General features: G+C 73.3%; 4 protein-coding genes and 1 rRNA gene. 3 read left to right on the forward strand and 2 right to left on the reverse strand.

From position 1 onward, the window contains the following. Positions 1 to 25 precede the first annotated feature (25 nt). Positions 26 to 2,269 (forward strand): AAA family ATPase, encoded by a 2,244-nt coding sequence (locus tag ABGB12_RS25400; RefSeq protein WP_347681954.1) that lies wholly within the window; start codon positions 26 to 28, stop codon positions 2,267 to 2,269. 224 nt (positions 2,270 to 2,493) lie between these two features. On the opposite strand, the gene ABGB12_RS25405 is transcribed toward ABGB12_RS25400, so the two are convergent. Beyond that, positions 2,494 to 4,011 carry an alpha/beta hydrolase gene (locus tag ABGB12_RS25405; protein ID WP_347681955.1) on the reverse strand — a complete coding sequence of 506 codons (1,518 nt, stop codon included), beginning with the start codon at positions 4,009 to 4,011 and terminating at the stop codon, positions 2,494 to 2,496. 136 nt (positions 4,012 to 4,147) lie between these two features. Between ABGB12_RS25405 and ABGB12_RS25410 the strand changes: the two genes are divergently transcribed. Both ABGB12_RS25410 and ABGB12_RS25415 read left to right on the forward strand, forming a co-directional pair. Beyond that, positions 4,148 to 5,275: a histidine kinase gene (locus ABGB12_RS25410; protein WP_347681956.1), complete on the forward strand. Its 1,128-nt coding sequence runs from the start codon at positions 4,148 to 4,150 to the stop codon at positions 5,273 to 5,275. 19 nt (positions 5,276 to 5,294) lie between these two features. Continuing rightward, complete coding sequence (locus ABGB12_RS25415; RefSeq protein ID WP_347681957.1) at positions 5,295 to 5,981, forward strand: response regulator transcription factor; 687 nt, start codon at positions 5,295 to 5,297, stop codon at positions 5,979 to 5,981. A 97-nt stretch (positions 5,982 to 6,078) separates the two neighbouring features. Here ABGB12_RS25415 and rrf read toward each other — a convergent pair. Continuing rightward, positions 6,079 to 6,154: ribosomal RNA gene (gene rrf / locus ABGB12_RS25420) — 5S ribosomal RNA — on the reverse strand; the annotation flags it as partial.

Genomic DNA, 6,154 nt, shown 5'->3' on the forward strand with positions numbered 1-6,154 from the left:
CTTCTCTTGCGAGAAGGAGAACCCCATGCCGTCGTCCGCCCGTCCGGGGCAGGCCACCCACGCCCTGCAGGTCAAAGAGTCCGAGATCGCGGCCGAGCAGTCCCTGGTGGACGCCGCCCACGTCCGGCTCGAGGAGATGCGGGCGGACGCCCAGCGAATGCTCCAGGAGGGCTTCCGCCAGGCCCAGACCGGCACCAAGGCCTCCCTGGTGGACCGTGACGCCATGGTCTACCAGGCGGCCCTGCGCGCCCAGGCGCTCAACGTCGCCGACGACGGCCTGGTGTTCGGGCGGCTCGACCTCGCCCCCGGCGGCCCCGAGCAGCACGGCCCGCTCTACATCGGCCGGATCGGCGTGCGGACCCGCGACCACGAGTCGCTGGTCGTCGACTGGCGCGCGCCCGCCGCCGAGGCCTTCTACCGGGCCACCCCCGAGGACCCGCGCGGCGTCGTCCGCCGCCGGGTCCTGCACTCCCGCGGCCACAAGGTCATCGACCTGGAGGACGACCTGCTGCAACCCGCCCTCGTCGACGACCTCACCGTCGTCGGCGACGGCGCCTTCCTCGCCTCCCTCGCCCGCACCCGTGAAGGGGCCATGCGGGACATCGTCGCCACCATCCAGCGCGAGCAGGACCTGGTCATCCGGGCGCCCGCCGACGGCACCGTCATCGTGCGGGGCGGCCCCGGCACCGGCAAGACCGCGGTCGCGCTGCACCGGGTCGCCTACCTGCTGTTCCGGCACCGGCGCAGGTTCGGCGGCCGCGGCGTGCTCATCGTCGGCCCCAACCAGCGGTTCACCGCCTACATCGAGCGGGTCCTGCCCTCCCTCGGCGAGGGCTCCGCGGCGCTGCGCTCCCTGGGCGACCTGCTGCCGGGGGCGACCGCGACCCGCCACGACTCACCCGAGCTCACCCGGATCAAGGGCTCCGGCTCCATGGCCCGGGTGCTGCGCCGCGCCGTCACCGACCACCCGCCCGGCGCCCCCGACCTGCTCACCGTCGTGCACGCCGGCGTCGTCGTCAGGCTCGACCGCCCGCGCCTCGACAAGATCCGCAAGCAGGTCCACCAGCGCGTCCACGGGACGGTCAACACCGCGCGCCGCAAGGTCGCCGACGCCCTGCTCGACGCCCTGTGGGAACGCTTCGTGGAGATCGGCGGCCTCGTCGACGCCCCCGGCATCAAACGCGGCGAGTTCACCGCCAACGCCCGCGACCAGATCGGCGGCTTCCTCACCGCCTGGTGGCCGATCCGCACCCCCGCCGAAGTGCTGCTCTCCCTCGCCGACACCGACCGCCTCCGCCGCGCCGCGGGCCGCGACCTCACCCCGGCCCAGGTCGGCAGGCTCGCCGGCTCCATCGCCAACGAGGACGGCTGGTCCTACCAGGACATAGCCCTGCTCGACGAGCTCGACTCCCTGCTGGGCAGATCCCCCCGCCCCACCCGCAAGGTCCGCGAGGACGACCCGTACGTCGTGGACGGCGTCAACATCCTCACCGGCGAGGAGGTCGCCGACTGGGAGCCCGAGTTCCGCGAGCTCACCACCTCCATCGAACGCTCCGAGCGCGCCCGCAGAGTCGACGACGAGGCCGAGGAGGCCGCCGACTACGGCCACGTCGTGGTGGACGAGGCGCAGGACCTCTCCCCCATGCAGTGGCGCATGCTCGGCCGCCGCGGCCGCCAGGCCACCTGGACCGTCGTCGAGGACCCCGCCCAGTCCTCCTGGGAGGACCTGGAGGCCTCCCGCCAGGCCATGTCCGCAGCCCTCGGCGTCTCCGGCAACCGCCGGAACAGCCGCCCCCTCCACACCTTCGAGCTCACCACCAACTACCGCAACTCCGTGGAGATCGCCGCGGTGGCGTCCCGGGTCCTGGCCAAGGCCGTCCCCGGCGCCACCCCGTCTCGTGCCGTCCGCACCACCGGCCACGACGCCGTCATCGGCCTCCTCCCCGACTCCGCACGCCCCGCCTTCCTCCACGCCGCCCTCGACACGGTCGTCGACCTCCTCGGCCAGGTGGAGGGCACCATCGGCGTCATCCTCCCCCTGGGCTGGCCGCAGTCCCCCTGGGACGTCCCCGAGCGCGTCCAACTCCTCGACGTCCTGGAGGCCAAGGGCCTGGAGTTCGACGCCGCCGTCATCGTCGCCCCCGAGGAGATCGCCACCCAGTCCCCCATGGGCCTCAGGACGCTCTACGTGGCCGTCTCCCGCGCCACCCAGCACCTCACCGTCCTCACCGCCGACCCCGCCTGGAAGAACACCCTCTCCCCGCGCTGAAACGGGGTGTCGGCAAGACTCGTGCGACCAGGTGCAGAGGAAGCCGCCGGGGCCGACGTGTTCACGGCGATCCGGGAAGAACCGGGAACGCGAGCGTGAAGACGATCGAGCGGGAGGTGCTGACGTCGTGGCGGGCCCGGGTCGCGGCCGAGGCCCCGTCTTCCCCTGCGGTGCGCCCGCCGCCGCGAGGCCGCGACAGGGTGTCGCGGCCTCGCGGGTGCGGGTCAAGGGTTGCAGATCAGGTCGGCGGCGGGAAGAGTACCGGTGGCCAGGTAGGCGTTGACCTTGGCGTCCACGCAGGCGTTGCCGTATTCGCCGTAGATCCCGTGGGCGGTGGTGCCGCGCAGGGTGAGCAGGCGGGAGCCGGTCAGCGCCCGGTGCATGGCCTTGCCGCCCTCGTAGGTGGTGGCGGTGTCGCCGGTGGCGGACACGATCAGCGCGGGGGCGGGGCCGGCGACACGCGTGGCGCGCTCGCGCGGGTGGCCCGGCCAGAAGGCACAGGGCCAGATGTTGTTCTTGAGGGGTCCGAAGAGGGGATGGCGCGCGCGGCTGCGCTGGACGTCGTTCCAGTAGGTCTCGAGGTCGCGTGGCGCGGCGCGGTCACCGCAGGTGATCGCGGCGGCCGGGCCGGCGAGCGGGGAGCCCGCGCTGGTCAGGACGAACGTGAGGAGTCCGGCGAGTTCGGGGCCGGGGTCGGCCGGGCGGCCGTGCGCGGCCTCGTTCAGGGTCCGGACGGTGGAGGCGAACTCCTCGCGGGCCGCAGGGCGGTCGTCGCCGGAGCCGACGGAGAGGATGTACGGGACCACCTGGTCGTCCACCTCGTACGGTCCGACGCGCAGCGGGCGGTCCTCCGCCGCGGCGACGATCGCGTTCACTGTGGCGAGCACGCGAGCGGGGGCGGCGCCGAGGCCATAGGTGCCGTGACGTTCGGCTGCCCAGGCCGCCCAGCCGCGCAGCGCGCGTTCCGCCTCCTCTTCGGTGCCCTGCGTCGCCCTGGGACCCCACTTGTTCGGGTCGCCCGCGCTGTCCAGGACCACGCGGTCGGTGCGGCCGGGGAACATCTGGATGTAGACCGCGCCCAGGTAGCCGCCGTAGGAGTAGCCGAGGAAGGAGATCCGGCGCTCCCCGAGGACGCGGCGCACGAGGTCGATGTCGCGGGCCGTGTCGCGCGTGTTGGCGTACGGGAGCACGTCGGCGTGGCGCCGGGCGCAGCGCTCGGCCAGGTCGCGCTGCACCGCCGCCTGGTGATCGAACCGGGCGCGGGTCGGGCCGGCCGAGCGGAGCCACAGGCCGATGGGCCAGCCGCAGTCGATCGGCGTGCTGCGCCCGACGAAGCGCGGGTCCAGGCCGACGAGGTCGTAACGGGCGGCGAGGTCCTTCATCGCCGCGCGCGTCTGCAGGGGCATGCCCAGCGTGCTCTCGCCGGGGCCGCCGTTGTTGAGGACCATGGTGCCGATGCGATGGGCGCGGTCCGTGGCGGGGAGGCGGGACAGCGCGAGCTTGAGGGTGCGGCCACCGGGCCTGGAGTGGTCGAGCGGGACGGTGAGCTCCGCGCACCGTGCGCCTGCCTGGTCGAGTTCCCTGCCGAGTGCGTCGTCGGAGCCCTCAGCGCAGGGCTTCCAGTCGAGCGGTGGGGGCGGTCCGCCGTCGGCTCTTTCCACAGACGCGACGGCGACGGACAGGGAGATCAGGGCGAGGGCCGGGACCAGGAGTCCGCGGATCCGCGCAAACGTCGGTTTCATGGTCGAGGACGCTATTTCGGCCGGACGTCCGGCACGATACAGCCGACCGCACGCGCGTTGGTACAGCCTGCTGTAGTGCCCGGCGGGGACCGGCGACGAATAATGATCTCCGTACCGGCGTCGTGAGGAGGTGCGCATGCGTGGCCGTGTGTTCTCCGGCTCGGTCTACCTGCTGGGCACGCTGGCCACCGCCGTGGTCACGGCGCTCGCGTCGCCGGTGCTGCTCGCGCCGTCTGCGGCTCGGGGATGGGCGGACTGGCACCGCCAGCGGGCCGGCAGGCTGCTCGGCGTTCCGGCGGACGGGCGGCCGACCGGGCGGCGGGCTCTCGCCTGGGCGCTCGCGCACGTCGCCGTCGGGTTCCCGCTCGGGCTGGCCGCCCTGATGTGCCTGGGCAACATCCTGGTCGCCGCGGTGGCGTTGCCGTTCTGGTGGGCGTTTCCCGCCGACGCGCGCCCCACTCTGTTCTCCTTTCTCGATGTCCATGTGGGCGATTGGACGACCGCGCTGATCGGTGGCTCCGTTCAGCTCGCCGTCCTCGGCGCGGCGGCCCGGTGGGTGCTCCCGACGCTGGCGCGTCTGCACGCGCGGCTGTGCCTGGCGGTGCTCGCGCAGTCGGCCCGTGAGCGGCTCACCGATCGGGTCGACGTGCTGACCAGGAGCCGGGTCGGCGTGGTCGACGCCCATGGAGCGGAGCTCCAGCGGATCGAACGCGATCTGCACGACGGCACGCAGGCGCGTCTGGTGACCATCGCCATGCAGCTGGGCCTGGCCCGGGAATCACTCGCCGACGACCCGGACACGGTGGCGGCGCTGCTCGCGCAGGCGCACGAGACGGCGGAGGAGGCGATGGTCGAACTCCGCGCGGTACTCCAGACGATCTATCCGCCGATCCTCGCCGACCGCGGGCTCGACGGGGCGCTGGCGGCGCTGGCCGCCCGGTCGGGCATGCCGGTCCACATCGAGCTCGCCGACCTGGGCGCGCTCCCGGCGACCGTGGAGGCGGTGGCCTACTACGCGATCGCCGAGGCGCTGACGAACGTGACCAAGCACGCCGCCGCCACGCGGGTGTCCCTCCGGGTCGAGCGCGCCGACGACGTACTGTCCATCGAAGTCGCCGACGACGGAAGGGGCGGCGCCGACGAGGCACGCGGCACCGGGATCCCCGGGATACGCCGACGGGTCGCCGCCCTGGACGGCGTCGTCCGCCTCGACAGCCCCCCGGGCGGCCCCACCACGCTCGCCGTCCGGATACCGTGCGCGTAACGATCGTTCAGGAGGACCCGTGCGGGTCGTGATCGCCGAGGACAACGTCCTGCTGTCCAACGGCCTGGAGCTGCTGCTGGCGGCGAAAGGCTGCGATGTCGCGGCGGTCGTCGGCGACGGCGAGACGTTCCTCGACGCCGTCGCCGAGCACCGCCCCGACATCGCCATCGTCGACGTGCGGCTGCCGCCTTCGTTCCGCGACGAGGGAATCCACGCCGCACTGCGCGCCCGCCGCGAGCACGGCGCGCTGCCGATCCTGGTGCTGTCGCAGTACGTCGAGCGCGAATACGCCGGCGAGCTCCTCTCCGACGGCCGCGGCGGCATCGGCTACCTCCTCAAGGACCGCATCGGCCGGGTGTCCGAGTTCATCGACGCTCTGCGCCGCGTCGCGGCCGGCGGCACCGCCATGGACCCCGAAGTGGTCGCCCAGCTCCTCGCGCGCCGCACCGGCGACCCCCTGGACACCCTCACGCCCCGCGAGCGAGAGTCGCTCGCCCTCATGGCGCAGGGCCACGACAACGCCACCATCGCCGGGCGGATGCGCATCTCCGACAACGCCGTCCACAAGCACATCGGCAACATCTTCGCCAAGCTCGGCCTGGCGCCGGACGACTCCGGCCACCGCCGCGTGCGGGCAGTGCTCACCTACCTGGACGGCGCGTCCCGGGCTGCCGAGCCGGGCCCCGGGCGCGGAGGCCCTCGCTGATCCGCTACCTCGGGAAAAGGCTTCCGAAAAGTCCCCGGAAAGTCCCCCGGAAATGCGGAAAGGCCCCGGACGGATGTCCGGGGCCTCTCGACGCTGATTGCGGCGGTGACCTACTCTCCCACACGGTCTCCCATGCAGTACCATCGGCGCTGGAGGGCTTAACTTCCGGGTTC

It is taken from the genome of Actinocorallia sp. B10E7, assembly GCF_039871655.1.
Lineage (GTDB): Bacteria > Actinomycetota > Actinomycetes > Streptosporangiales > Streptosporangiaceae > Actinocorallia.